The 22969-nt window shown below is 70.3% G+C and carries 23 protein-coding genes and 1 pseudogene; 11 read left to right on the forward strand and 13 right to left on the reverse strand.

Annotated elements, in window-relative coordinates:
• The first annotated feature begins 485 nt into the window (after positions 1-485).
• Together OG246_RS01615 and OG246_RS01620 are read left to right on the forward strand one after the other, a co-directional pair.
• Entirely contained in the window at positions 486-1598 is a 1113-nt protein-coding gene (locus OG246_RS01615; protein ID WP_266454704.1) for a magnesium and cobalt transport protein CorA, read from the forward strand.
• A gap of 24 nt (positions 1599-1622) precedes the next feature.
• Positions 1623-2165 (forward strand): hypothetical protein, encoded by a 543-nt coding sequence (locus OG246_RS01620; protein ID WP_266454707.1) that lies wholly within the window; start codon positions 1623-1625, stop codon positions 2163-2165.
• A 14-nt stretch (positions 2166-2179) separates the two neighbouring features.
• On the opposite strand, the gene OG246_RS01625 is transcribed toward OG246_RS01620, so the two are convergent.
• Positions 2180-2938, reverse strand: a complete 759-nt coding sequence (locus tag OG246_RS01625) for a hypothetical protein (protein WP_266454715.1) — start codon at positions 2936-2938, stop codon at positions 2180-2182.
• A 175-nt stretch (positions 2939-3113) separates the two neighbouring features.
• Between OG246_RS01625 and OG246_RS01630 the strand changes: the two genes are divergently transcribed.
• From OG246_RS01630 to OG246_RS01640, 3 genes are read left to right on the forward strand one after another with little or no spacing between them, the layout of a single operon-like run.
• Complete coding sequence (locus OG246_RS01630; protein ID WP_266454718.1) at positions 3114-4400, forward strand: CBS domain-containing protein; 1287 nt, start codon at positions 3114-3116, stop codon at positions 4398-4400.
• On the forward strand, positions 4390-4974 hold the full coding sequence (locus OG246_RS01635) for a DUF1003 domain-containing protein (RefSeq protein WP_266454721.1): 585 nt from the start codon (positions 4390-4392) through the stop codon (positions 4972-4974). Before OG246_RS01630 ends, OG246_RS01635 begins: the two co-directional genes overlap by 11 nt.
• Before the next feature lie 44 nt (positions 4975-5018).
• Positions 5019-6155, forward strand: a complete 1137-nt coding sequence (locus OG246_RS01640; RefSeq protein WP_266454724.1) for an Mrp/NBP35 family ATP-binding protein — start codon at positions 5019-5021, stop codon at positions 6153-6155.
• 169 nt (positions 6156-6324) lie between these two features.
• On the opposite strand, the gene OG246_RS01645 is transcribed toward OG246_RS01640, so the two are convergent.
• From OG246_RS01645 to sigE, 5 genes are all read right to left on the reverse strand, one after another.
• The gene (locus OG246_RS01645; RefSeq protein WP_266454727.1) at positions 6325-6981 is read right to left on the reverse strand and encodes a hypothetical protein; all 657 of its coding nucleotides are present in this window, start codon (positions 6979-6981) and stop codon (positions 6325-6327) included.
• A gap of 186 nt (positions 6982-7167) precedes the next feature.
• Entirely contained in the window at positions 7168-7602 is a 435-nt protein-coding gene (locus OG246_RS01650; protein WP_266454729.1) for a sec-independent translocase, read from the reverse strand.
• 191 nt (positions 7603-7793) lie between these two features.
• Positions 7794-9659: a trypsin-like peptidase domain-containing protein gene (locus tag OG246_RS01655; RefSeq protein WP_266454732.1), complete on the reverse strand. Its 1866-nt coding sequence runs from the start codon at positions 9657-9659 to the stop codon at positions 7794-7796.
• Between the two features lie 139 nt (positions 9660-9798).
• Complete coding sequence (locus OG246_RS01660; RefSeq protein ID WP_266454734.1) at positions 9799-10791, reverse strand: zf-HC2 domain-containing protein; 993 nt, start codon at positions 10789-10791, stop codon at positions 9799-9801.
• Positions 10788-11489: an RNA polymerase sigma factor SigE gene (sigE, locus tag OG246_RS01665; RefSeq protein ID WP_266463759.1), complete on the reverse strand. Its 702-nt coding sequence runs from the start codon at positions 11487-11489 to the stop codon at positions 10788-10790. Before sigE ends, OG246_RS01660 begins: the two co-directional genes overlap by 4 nt.
• Positions 11490-11704: 215 nt before the next feature.
• Between sigE and OG246_RS01670 the strand changes: the two genes are divergently transcribed.
• Positions 11705-12406 carry an O-methyltransferase gene (locus tag OG246_RS01670; RefSeq protein ID WP_323178306.1) on the forward strand — a complete coding sequence of 234 codons (702 nt, stop codon included), beginning with the start codon at positions 11705-11707 and terminating at the stop codon, positions 12404-12406.
• A 121-nt stretch (positions 12407-12527) separates the two neighbouring features.
• Here the strand turns inward: OG246_RS01670 and OG246_RS01675 are convergent, their stop codons facing one another.
• Positions 12528-12695, reverse strand: a complete 168-nt coding sequence (locus tag OG246_RS01675; protein WP_003966491.1) for a DUF3117 domain-containing protein — start codon at positions 12693-12695, stop codon at positions 12528-12530.
• A 372-nt stretch (positions 12696-13067) separates the two neighbouring features.
• Between OG246_RS01675 and OG246_RS01680 the strand changes: the two genes are divergently transcribed.
• Entirely contained in the window at positions 13068-13874 is an 807-nt protein-coding gene (locus tag OG246_RS01680) for an enoyl-CoA hydratase/isomerase family protein (RefSeq protein ID WP_266454740.1), read from the forward strand.
• Between the two features lie 56 nt (positions 13875-13930).
• Here OG246_RS01680 and OG246_RS01685 read toward each other — a convergent pair whose 3' ends face one another.
• Both OG246_RS01685 and OG246_RS01690 read right to left on the reverse strand, forming a co-directional pair.
• Positions 13931-14506, reverse strand: coding sequence for a DNA-3-methyladenine glycosylase I (locus OG246_RS01685; protein WP_266454743.1), 576 nt, complete (start codon positions 14504-14506; stop codon positions 13931-13933).
• The gene (locus OG246_RS01690) at positions 14503-14859 is read right to left on the reverse strand and encodes a DivIVA domain-containing protein (RefSeq protein ID WP_266454746.1); all 357 of its coding nucleotides are present in this window, start codon (positions 14857-14859) and stop codon (positions 14503-14505) included. The genes OG246_RS01685 and OG246_RS01690 overlap by 4 nt, the downstream gene beginning before the upstream one ends.
• 182 nt (positions 14860-15041) lie before the next feature.
• On the opposite strand from OG246_RS01690, the gene folP reads away from it, so the two are divergent.
• Entirely contained in the window at positions 15042-15902 is an 861-nt protein-coding gene (gene folP, locus OG246_RS01695) for a dihydropteroate synthase (RefSeq protein ID WP_266454749.1), read from the forward strand.
• 116 nt (positions 15903-16018) lie between these two features.
• Here folP and OG246_RS01700 read toward each other — a convergent pair whose 3' ends face one another.
• The gene (locus OG246_RS01700; RefSeq protein WP_266454751.1) at positions 16019-16777 is read right to left on the reverse strand and encodes a TIGR00730 family Rossman fold protein; all 759 of its coding nucleotides are present in this window, start codon (positions 16775-16777) and stop codon (positions 16019-16021) included.
• A 118-nt stretch (positions 16778-16895) separates the two neighbouring features.
• On the reverse strand, positions 16896-17975 hold the full coding sequence (gene dapE / locus OG246_RS01705; RefSeq protein WP_266454753.1) for a succinyl-diaminopimelate desuccinylase: 1080 nt from the start codon (positions 17973-17975) through the stop codon (positions 16896-16898).
• 85 nt (positions 17976-18060) lie between these two features.
• Here dapE and OG246_RS01710 point away from each other — a divergent pair, with 85 nt between their 5' ends.
• Both OG246_RS01710 and OG246_RS01715 read left to right on the forward strand, forming a co-directional pair.
• Entirely contained in the window at positions 18061-19044 is a 984-nt protein-coding gene (locus OG246_RS01710) for a heavy metal transporter (RefSeq protein ID WP_266454755.1), read from the forward strand.
• A 352-nt stretch (positions 19045-19396) separates the two neighbouring features.
• Complete coding sequence (locus tag OG246_RS01715) at positions 19397-19867, forward strand: ATP-binding protein (RefSeq protein ID WP_266454758.1); 471 nt, start codon at positions 19397-19399, stop codon at positions 19865-19867.
• Positions 19868-19978: 111 nt separating this feature from the next.
• On the opposite strand, the gene OG246_RS01720 is transcribed toward OG246_RS01715, so the two are convergent.
• Positions 19979-21076, reverse strand: a complete 1098-nt coding sequence (locus OG246_RS01720; protein ID WP_266454761.1) for a bifunctional succinyldiaminopimelate transaminase/glutamate-prephenate aminotransferase — start codon at positions 21074-21076, stop codon at positions 19979-19981.
• A 165-nt stretch (positions 21077-21241) separates the two neighbouring features.
• Positions 21242-21562: a ferredoxin gene (gene fdxA / locus OG246_RS01725; protein ID WP_019058397.1), complete on the reverse strand. Its 321-nt coding sequence runs from the start codon at positions 21560-21562 to the stop codon at positions 21242-21244.
• 141 nt (positions 21563-21703) lie between these two features.
• On the opposite strand from fdxA, the pseudogene OG246_RS01730 reads away from it, so the two are divergent.
• Positions 21704-22690, forward strand: a pseudogene (locus OG246_RS01730) (GNAT family N-acetyltransferase); the annotation flags it as partial.
• Positions 22691-22969 lie beyond the last annotated feature (279 nt).

Raw genomic sequence — 22969 nt, forward strand, 5'->3', positions numbered from 1 at the left:
GTCGCTCTCAAGTCCCGGCCCACTGAGGCTGACTCCCCCACTGGGGGAACTGTCCGACTCCCCTGTGGAGGGAGCTGGACCCCCTACGGGGGATGGATCGTCCCTCACGGGGGACCGACCGGAGGAGGTGGGGCTGCAATGGACCGAAGTCATCCGTGCAGTACTACCCGCTCTTCCGGTCGCTGAGTTCTTTAGCTGGCTCTGTAGTCCTGCTGGCTGTCGCCTCCTGCGAAACATGTGCATACGTGTCAGCGTTGCCCGGTGCACCACGGAAGAGCGCTTCGTTCCCGCCTGATCCGTCCGATCCGAACGTGATCCGTCTGATCGAGACGTGATCTGCCTGATCCGAGTCAGTAGCGAAGCTGCCACCGCGACGGTGCGGTGCTCCCCGCTTTGTGGACGTGCCAAACATCCGCAGTCAGGACGTCCCCATTCCGGGTAGTTCCAACCGTCGCCGGCCGCCTCCGTTGCGAAGGAGCCTGCCCATGTCGATGATTCGTGACCTCCGTGCCGCGGTCCGCCCCCGTCCCTCGCTGCGCAAGGACAGTGGCTCGTACGACACCACCCGTGACCCCGGGACCCCCTCCGCCGTGGTCGACTGCGCCATCTACCGCGACGGTGCGCGCGTCGAGACCCGCGAGCCCCTGACGCCCCACCAGGCGATGCGCCAGGTGCACCGTGACGGCGGCTTCGTGTGGATCGGTCTGCACGAGCCGACGGAGGCCGAATTCTCCGGTATCGCAAGCGAGTTCGGACTGCACCCGCTCGCCGTCGAGGACGCGGTCCAGGCCCACCAGCGGCCCAAGCTGGAGCGGTACGACGACTCCCTCTTCACCGTCTTCAAGACCATCCACTACGTCGAGCACGACCAGCTGACCGCCACCAGCGAGATCGTCGAGACCGGCGAGGTCATGTGCTTCACCGGGCGGGACTTCTTCATCACCGTCCGGCACGGCGGGCAGGGTTCGCTGCGGGCGCTGCGGCACCGGCTCCAGGACGACCCCGAGCTGCTCGCCAAGGGGCCCTCCGCCGTGCTGCACGCCATCGCCGACCATGTCGTCGACGGGTACATCGCGGTCGCCGACGCCGTGCAGGACGACATCGACGAGGTCGAGACCGAGGTCTTCTCGCCGGGCCGCAAGGGCACCCCGCGCGGCACGGACGCCGGGCAGATCTACCAGCTCAAGCGTGAGGTGCTGGAGTTCAAGCGGGCGGTGTCGCCGCTTCTGCGCCCCATGCAGCTGCTGAGCGAGCGGCCGATGCGGCTGATCGACCCCGACATCCAGAAGTACTTCCGCGATGTCCACGACCACCTCGCCCGGGTGCAGGAGCAGGTCCTCGGCTTCGACGAGCTGCTCAACTCGATCCTCCAGGCCAACCTCGCGCAGGCGTCCGTCGCGCAGAACGAGGACATGCGCAAGATCACCTCCTGGGCCGCGATCATCGCCGTACCGACGATGGTGTGCGGCGTGTACGGCATGAACTTCGAGCACATGCCCGAGCTGCACTGGCGGTACGGCTACCCGGTGATCCTGGGCGTCACGGTCGCCATCTGTCTGGGGATCCACCGCACGCTGAAGCGCAACGGCTGGCTGTGACCCCGGCTGGATAGTGTTGCCCCCATGACGGAACAGCTGCTCGACCGGGCCCTCGTCGAGGAAGCCACCAAGAAGTCCGGGCTGATCTGGGTGCGGGGCAACGGGGTGCCGGTGCTCCACGGCCAGGGTGACGGAGCACCCTCGCGCGCGCTGTGGCACGTGTGGCACGACGGCGGGGCCTGTCTGATCGGCGACGGGCCCGGCGAGCAGCCGCTGCCGGGCCTGGTCGACGGGGGCGACGCGGTCGTCACCGTACGCAGCAAGGACAAGGGCGGGCGCCTGGTGTCCTGGGCGGCGAAGGTCGTGGAGCTGACGCCCGCTTCCCCGGAGTGGGAGGAAGCGGTCGCCGAGCTCAAGGGCAAGCGCCTGAACGCCCCCGACGGCGAGGCCATGACCGGGCGCTGGGCCCGGGAGTGCCGGGTGCTCCGCCTCGAGCCGACGGGCGGCACCTCCGAACTCCCCGACGGCTCACTCTCCGCGCCGCCGCTGCCCACCCCCGCCACCACCCGGCAACCAGCCCCGGGGGCCCTGCCCGGCCTGCTCTTCAAGAAGCGCAAGCGGCGCTAGGTGTACCGCTAGGTCTACGAGGACGGCAGCTGCTGCCCGTAGTCCACCGTCTCGTTCTTGGAGGGCTCCTCCAGGGCGAAGTCCTTGCCCCAGTCCGTGAGGCGGAGGGTGCCGGCGTTGCCCGCGCGGACCAGGCGGAGGGGGTACGCGGTTCCCTCCAGGGAGACGTCCAGGGAGCCGCCCGAGCCGTCGCCGCCGGTGATGCGGAAGGTGCGGGTGCCGGACTGCTCGTGGTAGCCGTCGGTCGCGAGGGCGCCCTGCAGGGTGAGCAGGCCGTCGAGGAGGACGTTCTTGTCGGTGAAGCCGCTGAAGCGCTTGTAGGTGGGGTCGTCGGTCGGGACCTTCACGTACTTGCCGTCGAGCTTGTCGGCGACGGCCGTGTCCGACGAGGAGGCGCCGCCCTTGCCGTCCTGGTCGGTCCAGAAGTCGGCGTCGGCCTTCAGGTAGAGGTGCTCGCCGACCCGCAGCAGCCGGAAGGTCGACTCCTTCGAGGTGACGGAGCCGGTGCCGCCGTCGCCCTTGAGGCGCATGTCGAGGGTGTACGTGGTCCCGTTGGTCACGACGGTCCCGGCGAGCCGTACCGTCTCCGCTGCGTCGGCCGCCTTCTTCGTCTTCGCCTGGATCTGGGCGGCGGTCAGTTTGCCGACCCCGTTCGTGCCCGCGTCCGGGTCGTCACTGCCGCACCCCGTCAGTCCTGTCCCCGTCACTACCAGTGCGCACATCGCGCTCACCAGTGCGGCCCTGCGGGTACGACCCTGGGGAATTGCAGTCACAGGTGGGACGCCTTTCGTGCGGGGGTCCGGGCGGCGGCGTAGGGCAGCGTACCGGTGCTCCCGGGGCCCCGCGGAAGGGGTCCGTCCGGAGCGCCCACCAGGGCGTATCCGACCGGGACGGGCTAGCCTGAAGCCCACCCGAGCGGACAAAACGGCAGGAACAGGAGGCGCGCGCATGGCCGCAGGCGCCCCCCGGATCTTCGTCTCGCACCTCGCCGGCGTCGCCGTGTTCGACCCGAACGGTGACCAGGTGGGCCGTGTGCGGGACCTGGTCGCCATGCTGCGTGTCGGGCGCCGGCCGCCCCGGCTGCTCGGCATCGTCGTCGAGCTGTCCACGCGCCGCCGCATCTTCCTGCCCATGACCCGGGTGACCGGCATCGAGAGCGGCCAGGTCATCACCACCGGCGTCCTCAACGTGCGCCGCTTCGAGCAGCGGCCCACCGAGCGGCTCGTGTTCGGCGAGCTCCTGGACCAGCGCCTCACGCTCGTCGAAGGGGGCGAGGAGGTGACCGTGCTCGACGTGGCCATCCAGCAGCTTCCGGCGCGGCGCGACTGGGAGATCGACCGGGTCTTCGTCCGCAAGGGCCGCGGCGGGGCGTTCAGGCGCACCAAGGGCGAGACCCTGACCGTCGAGTGGTCCGCCGTCACCGGGTTCTCGCTGGACGAGCAGGGACAGGGCGCCGAGAGCCTGCTCGCCACCTTCGAGCAGCTGCGCCCCGCCGACCTCGCGAACGTCATGCACCACCTGTCGCCGAAACGGCGCGGGGAGGTGGCCGCCGCACTCGACGACGACCGCCTCGCCGACGTACTCGAACAGCTCCCCGAGGACGACCAGATCGAGATCCTCGGCAAGCTCAAGGAGGAGCGCGCGGCCGACGTCCTGGAGGCGATGGCCCCGGACGACGCGGCCGACCTGCTCGCCGAACTTCCCGAGGACGACGTGGAGCGGCTGCTGACGCTGATGCGGCCCGGCGACGCGGCCGACGTACGGCGGCTGATGGCATACGAGGAGCGGACCGCCGGCGGTCTGATGACGACCGAGCCCATCGTGCTGCGGCCCGACGCGACGATCGCCGACGCACTCGCCCGGGTCCGCAACCCCGACCTCTCCCCCTCGCTCGCCGCCCAGGTGTACGTGTGCCGCCCGCCGGACGAGACGCCCACCGGCAAGTACCTGGGCACCGCGCACTTCCAGCGGCTGCTCCGCGACCCGCCGTACACCCTGGTCAGCTCGATCCTCGACGGCGATCTGCAGCCCCTCTCCCCGGACGCCGCGCTGCCCGTCGTCGCCGGGTTCTTCGCGACGTACGACATGGTGGCGGCGCCCGTCGTCGACGAGAGCGGCTCGCTGCTGGGCGCGGTGACCGTGGACGACGTACTGGACCACATGCTGCCCGAGGACTGGCGCGAGACGGAGTTCCACCTCGACGAAGACGACGAGGGGGCGGCCGATGGCGGCTGAACGCGAGGCGCGGGAACGCACCGCCTCCGGGGCGACCGCGGCCCCCCGGTCGCGCAACCGGCTCGACCAGCCGAAGCTGCCGGGCCGCAGGCTGCTGCCGGAGTGGGACCCGGAGGCGTTCGGACGGTTCTCGGAGCGGATCGCGCGGTTCCTGGGCACCGGGCGGTTCATCGTCTGGATGACCGTCGTCGTTGTCGTGTGGGTGCTGTGGAACGTCTTCGCGCCGCGTGACCTGCGCTTCGACAACTACCCGTTCATCTTCCTGACGCTGATGCTGTCGCTCCAGGCCTCCTACGCCGCCCCACTGATCCTGCTCGCGCAGAACCGGCAGGACGACCGCGACCGCGTCAACCTGGAACAGGACCGCAAGCAGAACGAGCGGTCGATCGCGGACACCGAGTACCTCACCCGGGAGATCGCCACGCTGCGTATCGGCCTCGGCGAGGTCGCCACCCGCGACTGGATCCGCTCCGAACTGCAGGACCTGGTCAAGGAGCTGGAGGAGCAGCGTGTGGACGGGCATCGCGTATTCCCGTCCGAGGCCGCTCGGGGACGTGACACAGACGACCTGTGACGGGGCTTTCCGGGGCCCATGGGGTGCCCCGTACCATCGACGGTATGGCGGCTATGGAAGACGCGGTGCGTGAAGCACTGGCGACGGTGAACGATCCCGAGATCCAGCGACCCATCACCGAACTGGGGATGGTCAAATCTGTTGAGATCAGTGCGGACGGTGCGGTCGCGGTCACTGTCTATCTGACCGTCTCCGGCTGCCCGATGCGCCAGACCATCACGGACACCGTGACGGCGGCTGTCGCGGCGGTCGAGGGCGTCACGCACGTCGACGTGACCCTCGACGTGATGGGCGACGAGCAGCGCCGCGAGCTCGCGGCCGCGCTGCGCGGCGGGACGGCCGAGCGCGAGGTCCCCTTCGCCCAGCCGGGCTCGCTCACCCGCGTGTACGCGGTCGCCTCCGGCAAGGGCGGCGTCGGCAAGTCCTCGGTGACGGTGAACCTGGCGGCGGCGATGGCCGCCGACGGCCTCAAGGTCGGTGTCGTCGACGCGGACATCTACGGCCACTCCGTGCCCCGCATGCTGGGCGTCGACGGCAAGCCCACCCAGGTCGAGAACATGATCATGCCGCCGTCCGCGCACGGTGTGAAGGTCATCTCGATCGGCATGTTCACGCCGGGCAACGCGCCCGTCGTCTGGCGTGGCCCGATGCTCCACCGCGCCCTCCAGCAGTTCCTGGCGGACGTCTTCTGGGGCGACCTGGACGTCCTCCTCCTGGACCTCCCGCCGGGCACCGGCGACATCGCGATCTCGGTCGCGCAGCTCGTCCCGAACGCCGAGATCCTCGTCGTGACGACTCCGCAGCAGGCCGCCGCCGAGGTGGCCGAGCGCGCGGGCTCCATCGCCGTCCAGACCCACCAGAAGATCGTCGGCGTCGTCGAGAACATGTCCGGCCTGCCCTGCCCGCACTGCGGCGAGATGGTCGACGTCTTCGGCACCGGCGGCGGCCAGTCCGTCGCCGAGGGCCTGACCCGCACCACGGGCACCAACGTCCCGGTCCTCGGCAGCATCCCGATCGACGTCCGCCTCCGCGAAGGCGGCGACGAGGGCAAGCCGGTGGTCCTGACCGACCCCGACTCCCCGGCGGGCGCCGCCCTACGATCAATCGCAGGAAAACTCGGCGGCCGAGCCCGAGGCCTCTCGGGCATGTCCCTGGGCATCACCCCGAGGAACAAGTTTTAACGAGCGCTAGGGGCAGCCCCGTCAGGGGCGCCCCTTCAGGGGCGCGGGGAACTGCGCGAGCAACCACGACGCACCCGCAGGTTCAAACGCTCCAGAGCACCTCGGATCGCATACGGGGATGGGGGCGCCGTCACTCAAGACGGCGCCCCCATCCCCGTATGCCCGCCGCCTAGGCGTACGCGCCGATGTCCTTGATCATTGAGAACCCAAGACCATACGCACTCATCCCCCGCCCGTACGCGCCCACATGCACGCCCTCCTGGGTGGAACCCGCAAGCACCCAGCCGAACTCGGACTCGCGGTAGTGGAAGGGCGTGGGAACGCCGTCCACGGGGAGGGACAGGGAGGACCAGTCGGAGCCGGTCAGGTCGTCGGCCAGGACCCACGCCGTTTCCGTCTGCTGGTCCAGCCAGTCGTCCCGGAGGGTGTGGTCCATCTGGCCGGGCCAGGTGAAGGACAGCAGCCCCACTCCCGCGAGCCAGGCCGCGGAGGAGACCGAGGTGGCCTCCAGCAGGCCCGTACCGTCCGCGCTGCGGCGTACGGGGCTGGCCGCGACGGTGACCACCACCGCGAAGCGTTCCTTGTCCTCCGTCGTCTCACCGCGCACGGTGGGCTCTTCACCGTGCCCGATCGAACCGTGCTCGACGGCACCGTCCGCCGAGGTACCCACCTGCATCAGCCAGCGCGGCCCCGTGAAGGCCTCGTCGAGGCCGTACCAAGGGAAGGGCGCCAGCAGGTAGCCGTCGACCGTGCGCCGGGCGGAGGGGACCTGTTGTCCGCCCTCCGCGGCCGGCGCCTGCGCGCCTACCCGACTTGTCGTCTCCATCTGCCGGACGCCTCCTAGCTCTCGTCGGACCGACGGGCCCGCCCCCCTCGGGCGTCCGTATCGGTCCGCACAACAACTGGGCAGCATAGCCACACCGCTCCGAGCAGCCGGGAAACCGCCCGGCGCGTGGGTACGTTTTCAGGCCGCGTGAGACTCAGCTCACGTGCGGCACGAGCCGTGTACGGCTCAGGTGGCGTCCGCGTCGAAGGGCGGGCGCTCGTCCTTGGCGAGGTCGAGCTTCTCGCGCTTCTTCGTCATGTCGACGGAGCCGCCGGACGGGGTGGCCGACGATTCGGACTCGCGGCCGTGCACCGCGTCCGTGACCTCGGCCATCTCCTTCTTCAGGTCGAAGCCGTTGCGGATTTCCTTGAGCCCCAGCTCGTCATTGTCCAGCTGCTTGCGGATGAACGTCTTGGGGTTGAGGTCCTCGAACTCGAAGTCCTTGAACTCCGGACCGAGTTCCTCGCGGATGTCCGCCTTGGCGCTGTCCGAGAACTCACGGATCTTGCGGATGGTGCGCGTGACATCCTGGATCAGCTTGGGGAGCTTGTCCGGACCGAAGACGAGCACGGCGAGGACAACGAGCGCCACGACCTCGAGCGGTCCTATGTCATTGAACACCTGAAGCTCCTTGCGATGTCCTCGGTCCTCGGCCCTCGGCAGGTCTTCCGTGGTCCGGGCCGTGTCCACGGTACCCGGCCATCCTGTCCGTCCGGAACTGTCCCGGGGCTTCCGGGTTCATGTACACGGCGGGTTTTCCGCGAAGTTTGCCGTTCAGGGCGGGCCCGGGCCGACTTTCTGTGAAGTTCCTGTCAGTTGCTGTCGGCCGAGCCGAGGACCAGGCTGATCTGCTTCTCCGTGCCGCCCCGCAGGACGGTCAGCCGGAGCGTGTCGCCGGGGCGGTGCGCGCGGGTCTTCACGATGAGCTCCTCACCGGAGTGCACGGGACGGCCGTCGATCTCGGTGATGATGTCGCCCGGCTCGATGCCCGCCTTGGCGCCGGGGCCGCCCTCGGTGACCGCCGGGCCGCCGTCGCCGCTCTGCGTCCCGACCTTGGCGCCGTCGCCCGTGTAGTCCATGTCGAGCGTCACGCCGATCACGGGGTGGGTCGCCCTGCCGGTGTTGATCAGCTCCTCGGCGACGCGCTTGCCCTGGTTGATGGGGATGGCGAAACCGAGCCCGATCGAACCGGACTGACCGCTCTCCAGGCCGGAGCCGCTGTCGGCGGAGCGGATGGCGCTGTTGATGCCGATGACCTGGGCCTTGGAGTCGAGAAGGGGTCCGCCGGAGTTGCCGGGGTTGATGGGAGCGTCGGTCTGCAACGCGTCCACGTAACTGACGTCGCTCCCGTCGCCGCTCTCCCCGCCCGCCGTGATGGGCCGCTCCTTGGCGCTGATGATGCCGGAGGTGACGGTGTTGGCGAGGTCGAAGGGGGCGCCGATGGCGACGACCGGGTCGCCGACCTGGACGTTGTCGGAGTTGCCGAGCGGCATGGGGTCGAGGCCGCTGACGCCGGTCACCCGGACGACGGCGAGGTCGTACCCGCTGTCGCGCCCGACGACCTTGGCCTTTGCCGTGTCGCCGCTGCTGAACGTCACGGATATCTCGCCGCTGTCGGCGGCCGGTTCGACCACGTGGTTGTTGGTGAGGATGTGCCCCTGGCCGTCGAGCACGAAGCCGGTGCCGGTGGCCTCCTCTTCGGAGCCGCTGACATGCAGGGTGACGACGCTGGGCAGCGCCTGGGCGGCGATCCCGGCCACGCTGTCCGGAGCCCGCTCCGGGACCTCCCTCACGGCCTGCGGCAGCTCGATGTCACTCCCCCCGCCGTTCCGCTCCAGATAGGCCCCTACGGTGCCTCCGACGCCTCCGGAGACCAGAGCGATCACCACGGCCCCGAGGACCAACACCTTGGTGGCCCGCTTGCGCCGCTGGGCCTTGGTGGCCACGGCCGCGCCGTTCTGCTGGAGGGGGCCGGGGGCGGCCCAGGGGTCGTAGTTCTGCCAGGGGGAGGGAGAGGCGGCGGCGGGCGGCTGGTGGCCCGGGCTCTGCGCGAAGACCGCGGGCACGGGCACGGGCGGTACGTGTGTGTCCTGAGCCGGGGGCGCCGCCGGGACGTGGGTGCCGTGTGCGGGCGTGGCCGCGGGGTGCTGGACGGGCGGGGCCGGGGCCCAGGGGCCCGGTTCGCCGTAGGGCGGGGTGCTGTAGGGGTCGGGGTCGTGCAGAGGCTTGGGACGGTCGGCGGGGGCCTGATCGTCAGGGACAGCGTCGGAAGGAAGGGGGGTGGGGGAAGCGGGGGGAACAGCGGGAAGGCCGTTGGGAGGAGCTGCAGGAACGGCGGGAAGGCCGGTGGCAGGAGTGGCGGAGAGGTCGGCGGGAGGAACAGCAGGGATGCCGTCCGACTCGCTGTCGTGGTGGGCCGGAGCCGCAGGACGGGCCAACTCGAAGTCGCCGTCGGCGTCGACGCCGGACCCCGTCGAGTCGGCGTGGACGCCGAACCCTGTCGAGTCGGCATCGGCGCCGGACGCCGCCAACTCACCGTCACCGAGAGGCCGGGCCAACTCGAAATCGCCCTCGGCCATCCGTACGTCCGCGGGCGAGCCCGCCCCGGCATCCCCCGGGGGGACCGGTGGCCGGGGTCGGCTCCACCACTTCGCCTTCGTGGGCTTCCCCTCGTTCATGCTCTCCCCACACCTGGCCCCCGGGCACAACTCACCGACGGTTGCCACAGATTGTCGACTCCGCGTCCGGAATCCCTCCGGCGGACGCGGCCCACCCCGGATTCAACCAGGTTCACGGGCCGCCGCGCAGAGGGCGGGGTCAGCGGAGGGTGCCTGAGGAGGGGGAGGTGGGGGACGGGGAGGAAGAGGGGGACGAGAGGGGGGCGGGGGCGGCGAGCAGGCCCGGAGTCGTGACGTCCGGGGCTGTGGACCACGAGGTCAGAGCGATCGGCTCGACTTCGGTGAACGGACGTATGAGCGGGGACATCACGGCGGCACCGGCGACCATGGGGGCCGTCAGTGTGTGCATGACCTCCTGGGCACGGTCGGGCGGAGCGGGGACTCCGGGGAGCAGCGGCGCGGACACCTCGGTGGGCGCCACCGTGCTCTGGCCGAGCGTCCGCTCGCCCTGTGCGAGCAGTGGCCCGACGGACCGGCGTCGCTGGGACTCGGGAGCAGTCGAGGCCCCCGCGCCCGGCGGACGCGTCGGCGTCACATTGCTTCCGGTACCGGATTCGCCCCGCGCGGCCGTGGTGTCACCGGTGGTCCCGGTCGACACCCCGCCGAGCGCGACGGCGGCAAGCGACACCGCTCCGGCCGCGGCGAAGGCGAAGCGCAGCCCGCGTGAGGCCGACCGCTCGGCCTCGTGACGGCTGACGTCATGGATGCGGAAGCCGCGCCCCGAGGAGGGGGGCAGCACGTCGGCGTGGGGTTCGGCGGGGACGTAACCGAAGGGCTCGCCCCTCACTCCGAAGACGCCGGTGCCGGCGGAGCCACCGGGGATTCTTCCGCCGAAGGCACCCCCGCCCAACGGCGAGCCCATGCCTGCGTCGGAGTCGCCTCCGCCGGGGAGCCCTTGGAGGCGGGCCAGGAAGCTCTCGGAGGGCGGCGGCGGGGCCATCTCCGCGAACACGTTCTTCAGTCGGCGCTGGGCGGCCGCCTCGGCCTTGCACTTCGCACAGGTGGCGAGGTGGGCCAGGACGCGCTCGCGCGACTCATGACCGAGCTCTCCGTCCACGAGGGCGGACAGTCGGTCTCCCAGATGCTGATCGGCAACGCGCCGCTGGGCAGGGTTCGGCCGTGATCCACTCACGCGGTCGCGCCCCCTCCTCCCAGCGCGGGCACACCGGTGACCGCGAAGCCGCGGCGCTCGGCACGGGCCTCGGGAGACCGGTGTGCGAGGGCCTTGCGCAGCTGCGAGCGGCCACGGTGGATCCGGCTGCGGACCGTGCCGAGCTTGACGCCCAGGGTCGCGGCGATCTCCTCGTACGAAAGTCCCTCGATGTCACAGAGGACGACCGCGGCGCGGAATTCGGGCGCGAGGGTGTCCAGCGCCTGCTGGACGTCCGCGTCGAAGTGCGCGTCGTTGAAGACCTGCTGCGGGGACGGCTCACGGCTGGGCAGTCGCTCGGCCGCGTCGTCGCCGAGGGCGTCGAAGCGGATGCGCTGCTTGCGGCGCACCATGTCCAGGAAGAGATTCGTGGTGATGCGGTGCAGCCAGCCCTCGAAGGTGCCGGGCGTGTAGGTCGACAGGGAGCGGAAGACACGGACGAAGACCTCTTGTGTCAGGTCCTCGGCATCGTGCTGGTTGCCCGTCAGGCGGTAGGCGAGCCGGTAGACCCGGCCGCTGTGCGTGCTGACGATCTCCTCCCAGGTGGGCGGAGTCCACGCCTGCGACTCCGCGTCGGTGGAAAACGTCGCGGTCTGCCCGGAGTCGGCACTGTGGATACGGTCAGCGGTGTTGGTCACGGATTTCGGCTCACCCGCCGACCTGAGAAAGCGCCGCAGCACTCCTCCCCGATCCACAGGCGCAGCCGCACCTCCCCTGTCGGCTCTGGTGGTGTCCAGTGGAGCCCCTACCATAGCCACCTCGCCCGTTAGCTCCGGATAAGCGGTTTTACGAGAATTTGATACGTGCTCATATCGCTGCGTCAGCACTTGCTCGGCGTCCTGATCCACGTGCTTCCCCCCAGTGCGTTTCCCCACCCCTCTAAACGCCTGGTCCCATCTGCGGGTTCCCGGCACCAACGGATACAGTCACGGCCAGGCAACTACGGGGACAGGAGAGGGTCATTACCGGCAACCGGCAGCCAAGCTGGGCGGCGTTCGCCGACGCCTTTGTCGCCGAGGACGAAGCACTGCTCTGGGCCCGGGACCGGGCCCAGGAAGCAGGGCTGCGCTCGGTGTCGCCCGGTACAGGCGCCGCGCTGCGGTTGCTCGCCGCCACCGTGGACGCGAAAGCGGTGGCGGAGATCGGGACCGGGACCGGAGTCTCCGGAATCCATCTCCTCAACGGCATGCGGCCGGACGGGGTACTGACCACCGTGGATCCGGAGCCGGAGCGCCAGCAGTTCGCCCGCCAGGCCTTCCGCGCCGCCGGTTTCGCCAGCAACCGCGCCCGCTTCATCCCGGGCCGCGCCCTCGATGTCCTGCCCCGGCTCGCGGACTCCGGGTACGACCTCGTCTTCTGCGACGGCGACCGTCTGGAGTGCCTGGACTACTTCGCTGAATCGTTGCGCCTGCTTCGTCCGGGCGGGCTCGTCGTCTTCGAGGGCGTCTTCGCGGACGGCCGCACGGTGGACGCGGGACCGCAGCCGGCGGAGGTCGGGCGACTGCGGGAGCTGCTGCGCGCAGTGCGCGAGAGCCAGGATCTGGTGCCCTCGCTACTGCCCGTGGGCGACGGCCTGCTGTGCGCGGTCAAACGCTGATCCAGGGCACCCGCCTGGGCCTCTGACCAGGGGTTACGTCGGTCCCGTACCCATGAAAAACAGCTGCCCCGGCACCGCGTACGATGCCAGGGCAGCTGTAGGGGTATGGTCGCGTCCCGCGTCAGCCGACGACCTTCTTGAGGGCGTCGCCGAGCGCGTCGGCCTCGTCAGGGGTCAGCTCGACGACGAGCCGACCGCCGCCTTCGAGCGGAACGCGCATGACGATGCCCCGCCCCTCCTTGGTCACCTCGAGCGGGCCATCGCCCGTCCGCGGCTTCATGGCCGCCATGCTCGTTCCCCTTCCTGAAACCAGCTCATCGTCGCCGACGGCCCCTTAGAAGGGCACGCCCGTCCCCTCATAGGACACGCGTCACCGGCATCGAACACATTGCTTCCAGGCCATTATCCCGCATCTCAGGACCCGATGACCAACATCAGTCGGCATCGCTTGCGCAACGCGCTTGAGCAAAACCACTCAATTCGGCGATGTGACTGCGATACTGCGCCGCCGCACGACCCTCCAAGGTCACGAATTCTTTGACGCAGGTCACATGTCCGAGCGGCTCCACTGTCAGTGATCTCCGTCATGCTGTCCTCGGAAGCAGGACGTACCGGCGGGTAGGCGGGTACGACGGAGCCGCGACACCGGAGGGGACCCACCATGGCCGACACCGTGCTCTACGAGGTGAGCGACGGACTCGCGACGATCACGCTGAACCGCCCCGAGGCGATGAACGCGATGAACATCGCGACCAAGGTCGCCTTCCGGGACGCGGCAGAGGCCGCCGCCTCCGACGACTCCGTACGGGCCGTGCTGCTGACCGCCGCCGGTGACCGGGCGTTCTGCGTGGGCCAGGACCTCAAGGAACACGTAGGCGGGCTGCTCGCGGCCCGCGAGTCGGGCGCCGGCGAGGGTGTCATGAGCACCGTGCAGGAGCACTACAACCCGATCGTGCGGGCCCTGACCGGGGCGGCGAAGCCGGTGGTGGCCGCGGTGAACGGCGTCGCGGCGGGGGCCGGGTTCGGCTTCGCGCTCGCGGCGGATTACCGGATCGTGGCCGATACGGCTGCGTTCAACACGTCGTTCGCCGGGGTCGCGCTGACCGCCGACTCCGGTATCTCCTGGACGCTGCCTCGGGTCGTCGGCCCGAGCCGTGCCGCCGATCTGCTGCTCTTTCCGCGCAGCATCAGCGCTCAGGAGGCGTACGAGCTGGGGATTGCGAACCGGCTCGTGCCCTCCTCGGAGCTGGCCTCCGAGGCCGTGAAGGTGGCCCGTGCGCTGGCCGAAGGGCCGACGCTGGCGTATGCCGCCCTCAAGGAGTCCCTTGCCTATGCCCTCTCCCACTCCCTGGACGAGTCCCTGGAGAAGGAGGACGAGCTTCAGTCTCGGGCGGGGGCTTCAGAGGACCACTTGATCGCTGTTCAGGCGTTCGTGAACAAGGAGAAGCCGAAGTACTTGGGGCGGTGACCGTTTGATTGGGAACTGCGGGCCCGGTGTGGCTGGTCGCGCAGTTCCCCGCGCCCCTACGGGACGCTCCTGGACGTGCAATCTGCCAAGTGGTCGTTGACCAGGCCGCAGGCCTGCATCAAGGCGTAGGCCGTGGTCGGGCCCACGAAGCGGATGCCGCGTTTTTTGAGGGTCTTGGAGAGGGCGGTCGACTCGTCGGTGACGGCCGGGACGTCGGCCAGCCTCTTCGGGGCCGGGCGGGTGGCCGGGGCGAAGGACCAGATCAGCTCGTCCAGCTCGCCCGGTGCCCAGTCGGTCAGCACGCGCGCGTTGGCGACTGTCGCCTCGATCTTGGCGCGGTTGCGGATGATGCCCGGGTCGGCGAGCAGGCGCTCCTTGTCCGCGTCGGTGAAGGTCGCCACCTTGGCGATCTCGAAGCCGGCGAAAGCGGCCCGGAACCCCTCGCGGCGGCGCAGGATGGTGATCCAGGACAGGCCCGACTGAAAGGCCTCCAGGCACAGCCGCTCGTACAGCGCGTCGTCGCCGTGGACCGGGCGGCCCCACTCCTCGTCGTGGTACGCCACGTAGTCCTCGGTCGACAGCGCCCAGGGGCAGCGCAGCGCGCCGTCCGGGCCCGCGAGTGCGTCGGTCACTGGTGATCCTCCTCGGCGTGCTTGTGCAGCGAGGTTGAGGGGGCAGTGGACGCCCTGGCGCCGTCGAGCGCGGCCTCCAGGTCGGCGATACGGGCGTCCCGCTCGGCGATCTCGGCGCCGAGGCGGCCGAGGGCGTCATCGACGTCCGCCATGCGGTAGCCGCGTACGGCGAGCGGGAAGCGCAGCGTCTCGACATCCTCCCGGTTCACCGGCCGGTCCAGCGGAAACGGGTCCACCAGCCGCTCCGGTCCGGCCTCGGGAAGGGGCGCGCTCTCGCCGCCGCCCACCACGGCCACTGTCACCGCGGCGACCACAACGGCGAGCGCGACGACCAGGAACAAGAACATGAACATCGCTGAGGTCCCCACGCTCTGGTGCCGACGCGGGGCGCGTCGGCGTGGATAGCGCTGCAGCGGACAGTGCTGAAGCGGTTGGTGCTGAAGCTGAAGTGTCGGGTCCGATCGTGCCATGCGAGTCTGACAGTTAGGGTCGCAGGCGGCTCATCAGCGGGACTTACTGGGAGAGGTCACAGGGGATGCTCAGGCTCGGCAGGCATGAATTCGACCCGCATGAGCCGGTGATCATGGCCATTGTGAACCGGACCCCCGACTCCTTCTACGACCAGGGGTCCACGTTCCGCGACGAGCCCGCGCTCGCCCGCGTGGAGCAGGCGGTGTCCGAGGGCGCCGCCATCATCGACATCGGCGGGGTCAAAGCGGGGCCGGGGGAAGAAGTGACCGCCGACGAGGAGGCGCGTCGTACGGTCGGTTTCGTCGCCGAGGTGCGGCGGCGGTTTCCCGACGTGATCATCAGCGTCGACACCTGGCGGCACGAGGTCGGCGAGGCGGTCTGCGAGGTGGGGGCGGATCTGCTCAACGACGCGTGGGGCGGGGTGGATCCGCGGCTGGCCGAGGTGGCCGCGCGGTACGGGGTGGGGCTGGTGTGCACCCATGCCGGGGGCTCCGAGCCGCGTACGCGTCCCCATCGGATCGCGTACGACGATGTCGTGGCCGACATTCTCCGGGTGACCCTCGGTCTTGCCGAGCGGGCGGTGTCGCTGGGGGTGCCTCGGGAGTCCGTTCTGATCGACCCCGGGCACGACTTCGGGAAGAACACGCGGCACAGTCTGGAGGCGACTCGGCGTCTCGGCGAGATGGTGTCCACCGGGTGGCCCGTTCTTGTCTCGCTCTCCAACAAGGACTTCGTGGGCGAGACGCTGGACAAGCCGGTGAAGGAGCGGGTGGTGGGGACGTTGGCGACGACTGCCGTTTCGGCTTGGCTGGGGGCTCAGGTGTACCGGGTCCATGAGGTCGCGGAGACGCGGCAGGTGCTGGACATGGTCGCGTCCATCGCCGGACACCGGCCACCGGCTGTGGCTCGGCGGGGGCTGGCGTAGGGGGTTTCTTCGCCCCCTCCGCCCCTGCCCGTCCCGTACCTGGGGGCTGCCGCCCCCAGACCCCCGCTTTCGGCCTGAACGGCCTCGTCCTCAAACGCCGGACGGGCTGAAAAGCTCTACCGCCCCGCCTCCTTCGACACCAACGACACCGCCTCGTCCACGTCGTCCGTCAGGTGGAACAGCAGCAAGTCCTTCTCGGACGCCTTGCCCTGGGCGATGAGGGTGTTCTTGAGCCAGTCGACCAGGCCGCCCCAGTACTCGGTGCCGAAGAGGACGATCGGGAAGCGGGTGACCTTCTGGGTCTGGACCAGGGTCAGGGCCTCGAAGAGTTCGTCCAGTGTGCCGAGTCCGCCGGGGAGGACCACGAAGCCCTGCGCGTACTTGACGAACATCATCTTGCGGACGAAGAAGTACCGGAAGTTGAGGCCGATGTCGACGTACTGGTTGAGGCCCTGCTCGAAGGGCAGCTCGATGCCGAGGCCGACGGAGATGCCCTTGGCCTCGCAGGCGCCCTTGTTGGCGGCTTCCATGGCGCCCGGGCCACCGCCGGTGATCACGGCGAAGCCTGCCTCGACGAGACCGCGGCCGAGTGCCACGCCCGCCTCGTACTCGGGCGAGTCCGCCTTCGTACGAGCGGATCCGAACACACTGATCGCGGGCGGGAGTTCGGCCAGTGTGCCGAAGCCTTCGATGAATTCGGACTGGATGCGGAGGACCCGCCAGGGGTCGGTGTGCACCCAGTCGGAGGGCCCGCCCGCGTCCAGGAGTCGCTGGTCGGTTGTGCTCGCCTGCACCTGATCCCGCCTGCGCAGCACCGGTCCCAGGCGCTGTTCCTCCGGTGGCCGCCTCTTGCCCTCGGGGTTGCCAGTAGCCATGTGCGCTCCCTCCGCTTGCGGTCGTTCCACCCCAGCGTAGATCTACGCGGGTTACGGAGGGGGGACGCGAGCATGTCCGCCGAGCACCAGCACGGCTCAGCCGCGTCTCAGCCGCGCCTTAGGACGTCAGCCAGGCTCGCAGCCGCTCCTCGGCCTCCGGGATCATGGAGGCCTTGACCCGCTCGTCCACCTTGTGGGCCAGGAGCGGGGTACCGGGGCCGTAGTTCACCGCGGGCACCCCGAGTGCGCTGAAGCGGGCGACGTCGGTCCAGCCGAACTTGGGGCGGGCCTCACCGCCGACGGCCGCCATGAAGGCCGCCGCTGCCGGGTGGGTCAGGCCGGGGCGGGCCCCGCCGGTGTGGTCGTCGACGACGAACTCGTCCACGCCGCAGTCCGCGAAGTAGTCGCGGACGAAGGCCTCGGCCTCGGCCTCGCTGCGGTCGGGTGCGTAGCGGAAGTTGACGACGAGGGTGCAGGCGTCGGGGATGACGTTGGTGGCGACGCCGCCTTCGATGCGGACGGCGTTGAGGCCCTCGTGGAACCGGAGGCCGTCCACGACCGGTGTGCGCGGCTCGTACGCGGCGAGCCTGGCCAGGGCCGGGGCCGCCGCGTGGATCGCGTTGGAGCCCATCCACGCGCGCGCGGAGTGCGCCCGCTCGCCGGTGAACTTCAGGAACATCCTGAGTGTGCCCTGGCAGCCGCCCTCCACCTGACCGTCCGTCGGCTCCAGGAGGACCGCGAAGTCGCCCTCGAGCCAATCGGGGTGGGCTTCGGAGACATGCTTCAGGCCGTTCAAGTGTGCGGCGACCTCTTCGTTGTCGTAGAAGACGAAGGTGAGGTCGCGGTTGGGGGCGGGCACCGTGGCCGCGATACGCAGTTGGACCGCCACCCCCGACTTCATGTCGCAGGTGCCGCAGCCCCAGAGCACGCCGTCCTCGTCGAGGCGGGAGGGGACGTTGTCCGCGATGGGGACCGTGTCGATGTGGCCGGCGAGGACGACGCGCTCGGCGCGGCCCAGGTTCGTCCGCGCGACGACGTTGTTGCCGTACCGGTCGACCGTCAGATGCGGCAGGGCGCGCAGCGCGATTTCGACGGCGTCCGCGAGCGGCTTCTCGTTGCCGCTCTCCGAGGGGAAGTCGACGAGCCGCGCGGTCAGCTCGGCAGCGTCCAGCGTGAGGTCAAGGGGGGTGTCGGCCATGCCGTCGACCCTAGCGCTCCGGGCTCCGCAGGGTTATCCACAGCCCCGCCGGTCGCCGACAGCGGCCTCCAGTACCTTGTACGACGTGTCAGAGCCGTCCCCCACCCCCGTCCGGCGCGGCCGCCTCCTCCGTTTCGGAGGGGCCGTCGTGGTCCTGCTCGCGCTCGCGGGCTATCTCACGGTGCAGTACCTCACCGGGGGGCCCGGAGTGCCCCGCTGCACGGTCGTCTCGGGAAAGAGCGACGGCGAGTCGTACGAGTTCACGCCGGAGCAGGCGGTGAACGCGGCGACGATCTCGGCGGTCGGCACCAACCGCGGCATGCCCGAGCGTGCCGTGACGATCGCCCTCGCGACGGCGCTCCAGGAGTCGGGGCTGCGCAACATCCAGCACGGCGACCGGGACTCGCTCGGCCTCTTCCAGCAGCGGCCCTCGCAGGGCTGGGGGACGACGAAGGAGATCCTGGATCCGGCGTACGCGGCGGACATCTTCTACGAGCACCTGGCCAAGGTGAAGGGCTATGCGCAGCTGCCGCTCACCGTTGCCGCGCAGCGCGTACAGCGCAGCGCCTACCCGGACGCGTACGCGAAGCACGAGCCGGACGCCACGCTCCTTGCCGCGGCCCTGACCGGCCGCTCGGCGGCCACGCTGACCTGCCAGGGGCCCGCCGAGTCGACCCCCGCCGGTGGCACGGACTCGGTGCGGGCCGCGCTCGTACGGGACTTCGGGCGTGACGTGCTGCAGGAGGCCGGCGCGGATGTGAGCGCCTCGGGTGCTTCCGCCTCGCCGACGGCGGCCGCCACGGCTTCCCCTTCGCCGACGACCACGAGCCGGACCGTGTCCGTACCCGTGTCCACGAACGCCGCCGGGACCGGCGTCCGGCAGCGCGGCTGGGAGCTGGCGCACTGGGCCGTGGCCAACTCCTCGGCACTGCACATCGAGCGGGTCTCGTACGCGGGGCGGGAGTGGACGGCCGAAAGCATCGACAGCGAGTGGGGTACGTCCGACGCGAACGGGGGCTCGGCCGCGGAGGCGTCCACCGCCGAGGTCCGAATCGTCACTGGGCAGTAGTACGAGTCCTCACCCGTTGGGGTGGGTCGCGTAGCGGGCGGTCGCGCCAGTGCGCAGGTTTTCGCGCGGTCACTCCCGTTTCCGCCGAATCCCTTGGAAACAAAGGGCCGTAGGGATTCGGCAGACTTTCCGACCGGGTGTTCTTTGGCCGTCTTTGTCCGCAGATGATTATGCGACGCATTACCAACTCTTTACGTTGGGTCACCGCAACCTTCGCGGGCTTCGAGCGGTAGTCACTGCGTCCGAGTCCGGAACGATCACCTTCGGTCGGTCGACGGTCTGCCGACAGCCAGTCGGTCAACTGCCGGGCCTGGATGGACATTTCACCGTTCTCTTCCGTCTAAGGAGCATCATGTCCCTCCCCCTGACCCGCCGGATCGCCCGTGCCGCGCTGCTCGTCGCAGCGGGAGCGGCAGCCGGGGTCGGTGCGGCCGGCTCCGCCAGCGCGGCCCCCGAACTGCCGGCCACCCCCAACCTCGGCGGACTGACCGCCCTGGACGGGGCGAGCGTCGGCAACACGGTCGACGGTGCGGCTCAGAACGTGACCGGGCTCGCGGGCAAGTCCGGCGGCGACGCGGTCAAGAAGGCGGTGCCGGCCGCGGGCAAGACCAGCGGGAAGGTCGCCAAGACGGCGACGCCGGCGGCGCAGCAGGTGGCCGGGGACACCGCGGGGCAGGCCGGTGGCCTGGTCGGTGAAACCGCCAAGTCGGCGGGGGGTGGTCTTCCGACGGACGCGGTTACCAAGGGGCTGCCGACCGACGCGGTCACCAAGGGTGGGCTGCCGACCGGGCAGCTGCCGCTGAAGGGGCTGCCGCTCGGCTGACGCCGGGTCTGAACGGCGAGGGGGTCCAGGGAACGTACGTTCCCTGGACCCCCTCGTCTGTGCTCTGCACCTGACCGGAGCTGCACTGGACCACAGCGGTAGCGGTAGCGGTTATCGCTGCAAGCGGGCTACCGCTGCGTTCACTCGCTCGTCCGTTGCTGTGAGGGCCACTCGTACGAAGTTGTCGCCTGCTGGGCCGTAGAAGTCGCCGGGGGCTACGAGGATGCCCAGGTCGGCGAGGTGGGCGACGGTGGTCCAGCAGGACTCGTCGCGGGTGGCCCAGAGGTAGAGGCTGGCCTCGCTGTGCTCGATGCGGAAGCCGTGCTGGAGAAGGGCGTCCCGCAGGGCCGTACGGCGGGCCGCGTAGCGCTCGCGCTGTTCGCGGACGTGGGTGTCGTCGGACAGGGCGGCGATCACGGCGGCCTGGGTCGGCGCGGAGGTCATCATGCCGCCGTGCTTGCGGATCTGGAGGAGGTCGCCGAGGACGGCGGGGTCGCCGGCGAGGAACGCGGCGCGGTAGCCCGCCAGGTTCGACCGCTTCGACAGCGAGTGGACCGAGACGATCCCCTCGTACGAGCCGCCGCACACGTCCGGGTGGAGGACCGAGACCGGGTCGGCCTCCCAGCCGAGCTCGATGTAGCACTCGTCGGCGAAGACGAGGATGTCGTGCTCCCGTGCCCAGGCGACGATCCGGGTCAGTTCCGCCGCGGAGAGGACCTTGCCCGTGGGGTTCGACGGGGAGTTCAGCCAGAGGAGCTTGAGGTCCGTGGGGTCCAGGTCCGTCGGGTCGTCGTACGCCACGTGGTCCGCCTGGGCGAGGCGGGCGCCGACCTCGTACGTCGGGTAGGCCAGGCGCGGGAACGCCACCTTGTCCCCGGGGCCAAGGCCCAGCTGGGTCGGGAGCCAGGCGACCAGTTCCTTGGAACCGACGATCGGGAGTACGTGGTGGTGCGTGATGTCGCGCGCGCCGAGCCGGCGTTCCACCCAGCCCGTGAGCGCGTCGCGCAGCTCGGGCGTGCCCCACACCGTGGGGTAGCCGGGCGAGTCCGCGGCCGCGACCAGAGCTTTCTGGATCAGCTCGGGCACCGGGTCGACCGGGGTGCCGACGGACAGGTCGACGATGCCGTCCGGGTGGGCGGCGGCCGTCGCCTTGTAGGGCTCGAGCTTGTCCCAGGGGAAGGTGGGAAGCCGGTCGGTGACTGCGGACACGGGATCTGGCTCACTTTCTCGCACGTACGGCGGCCTTCGACCCGTACGTATCGCTGGTACTCGCTGTACTCGCCACGCTCACCGGTACGGCAAACGCCTCGGTCCCGTACGGCGATCAAGGCGATCAGGCCGTACGGGACCGAGGCGGCGCGTATGCCGGGCCGCTTACTGGTTCTGCGGCGGGAGCGCTGCGACGAAGGGGTGGTCGCGCTCGATCAGGCCGAGCTTGCTGGCGCCGCCGGGCGAGCCGAGTTCGTCGAAGAACTCGACGTTCGCCTTGTAGTAGTCCTTCCACTCTTCGGGAGTGTCGTCCTCGTAGAAGATCGCCTCGACCGGGCACACCGGCTCACAGGCTCCACAGTCGACGCATTCGTCCGGGTGGATGTACAAGGACCGGGAGCCCTCGTAGATGCAGTCGACCGGGCACTCCTCGATGCACGCCTTGTCCTTGACGTCGACACAAGGCTGCGCGATGACGTAGGTCACGCTGTCGTTCCTCCTCGATAGGGCGCTGGCGGGCCTTCGTAGGCTCCCGCCGCCTGGCGCGCGGGAGCGCGGCGTCGTCGATGCCCGCCCCTAGTATCTCCGTTCTTGGTCCTGATCCGAACAGGAGGGGTGCACCGACCTGTGGAAATCTCTGCGTCTGGCCGTCTCGAGGTCCGCATCACCGCTGCTGACGTGGGCAAACGTGTCTCTGTTCGGCGCTTGTACGAGGATGCCGCCGACGGGGAGAAATTCACCGACACGGTGGGTGTTCTCACATCATGGGACGACGGTGTGTTGACGATCACACGGCGGACCGGTGAGCGTGTCCGGATTTCGGAATCCTCGCTGGTCGCGGGCAAGGTCGTGCCGTCCGCTCCGGCGCGGCGGCGGGGCCCGGCGGCCTCGTACGAGGAGCTGTCGCGGGTCGCCGCACGGGCCTGGCGGCCGGTGGAGAGCGAGCGGCTCGGCGACTGGGAACTGCGGGCGGCCTCCGGGTTCACCCGGCGCGCCAACTCCGTGCTGCCGCTCGGTGATCCCGGACTGCCGCTGGACGAGGCGCTGACGTACGTACGGGGCTGGTACGCCGCCCGTGACCTGCCCGCGTACATCCAGACCGCCACCGGGGCCGAGGGCACGCAGGAGCTGCTGTGCGCGGAGCTGGAGGCGCGCGGGTGGGCGCGTGAGGTGACGGCCGAGCTGTGGATCGGGGCGCTCGCGCCGGTCGGGGATCGCGAGGCTCCCGGGGTCGTGCTGTCGCGGGAGGCGGATGCGGCGTGGCTGGGCCGGTACCAGCGCAAGGGGGTGAGCGAGGTGGCCCTGAAAGTGCTGGGGAGCGGGCCGTCGGTGTGGTTCGCGACGGTGCCCGGTGCCGGGGGTGCGGCTCCGGCCGCGATCGGGCGGTGCGTGGTGGACGGGCGGTGGGCCGGTTTCGCCGCCGTCGAGGTCGACCCGGCGTACCGCCGCCAGGGGCTCGCGACGACCGTGATGGCGGCGCTGGCCCGGCGGGCCCTGGACGAGGGCGCCTCGGCGGGCTGGCTCCAGGTGGAGATGGACAACGCGGGGGCGCGGGCGCTGTACGAGCGGATGGGGTTCGGGGCGCATCACGCGTACCACCACTACCGAGGGCCGCAGACGTCAGAAGCGTCCGGCGACGACGGGTCCCGGCAGACACCGGTGCCCGGCAGCGACCTGTCCGGGCGGACGCCATCGCCTGGCAGCGACTTGTCTGGGGGGACGCCATCGCCTGGCAGCGACCTGTCCGGGCAAGCATCATCGCCCGGCAGCGGCCCGGCCCGGCAAACCCCGGTACCGGGCGGCGGCCCGCCCCCGCAAACACCAGTTCCGAGCGGCGACCCGTCCCTCCAGGCCCCACTGCCGAACGGCGAGCAATCCCGGCAAACGCCACAA

This window comes from Streptomyces sp. NBC_00620, assembly GCF_026341825.1.
Classification (GTDB): Bacteria; Actinomycetota; Actinomycetes; order Streptomycetales; family Streptomycetaceae; genus Streptomyces.